Annotated in this window: 1 protein-coding gene; it reads left to right on the top strand. The window is 55.7% G+C overall.

Annotated elements, in window-relative coordinates:
- Positions 1-144: 144 nt before the first annotated feature.
- Positions 145-952 (top strand): hypothetical protein (locus A5643_RS18040; protein ID WP_156628540.1); only part of this gene is annotated, 808 nt, incomplete at its 3' end.

The raw sequence follows: 952 nt of genomic DNA, 5'->3' as shown, positions 1-952 counted from the left end.
TTGGAACTGCTGTCCAGGAATTATCGACCGTCATGATGGACCTGGCCGAAAACTATATGGCCGGCGCACAAGATTCTGACCCCGAACAAGAGTCACGTCTTGCACAAGCCGAGTTGCTGGTGACAAATGTTTCGGAGCTATGCAATGAATGACTTGCCGGGGGGCGATTTTTCCAAGCTGCTTGTAGGCGAACACTGGCCTAGTGAACTCGCAGTTTCCGACGTTGTTCAAGCATCAATCAACCGTCGCGAAGTAAGGTCCAATTTTACTTCTTATAGCGACCAATTACTGGAAATACGCTCTGGTGCCCTCGCAAAGCAAAGCGGGCAGACCGCAGATTATTTGCGAAGCGCGTTTGAAACCGGAGTTCAGCAGGCGCGATCTACTGCAGAGGCGAACGAAGCGAAGAACCATGCTTACGAGTCGGCCCACAGCCTGGCAACTGGCCTTCGGGCGGAACTGAGCTCCATAGCCCTGGACGGCGAATCGAGGATCCGCGCAGTTCAACAGTCCAAGAAGTCAATGACCAGCAAAGTCGCTGAAATAACGGAAATCATTGCCGATAGCCAAACGCGAGCGAACGTCAAGGCAGCGGCTTGCGCCAGTGGCATCTTAGAAGCCATGCAGGAACTCCTCTACAAGCAAGAGATTGACAAGTCGGCGCGTCAGTTCTCAAAAGAGTGTGGATCCGATACCTCTCTCATGTTCCGCGGGCCCGACAAGGCGGCAATCACAAGGCAAGTGCGTTTGATCCTTGGCCAGGACGAACAGCCCGGCCCTCTCACCAGTGAGCAGCTGAATGTCTTTCAAGGAGGGAGCGAAGACCGCGTTCCACCCCCGACCACACCAACCGACATCGATCGCGCTGGACAAGCTTGCTTTCTGCCCGGCGCACAGGAGCCTAGAGCCCCAGACTCATTCGCTGGCATAGCGGCCCCACCCGGCCAGCGGG

Origin of the sequence: Mycobacterium sp. 1274756.6, assembly GCF_001668625.1 — a bacterium.
Classification (GTDB): domain Bacteria; phylum Actinomycetota; class Actinomycetes; order Mycobacteriales; family Mycobacteriaceae; genus Mycobacterium.
This window is presented reverse-complemented; position numbering and strand designations above follow the sequence as displayed.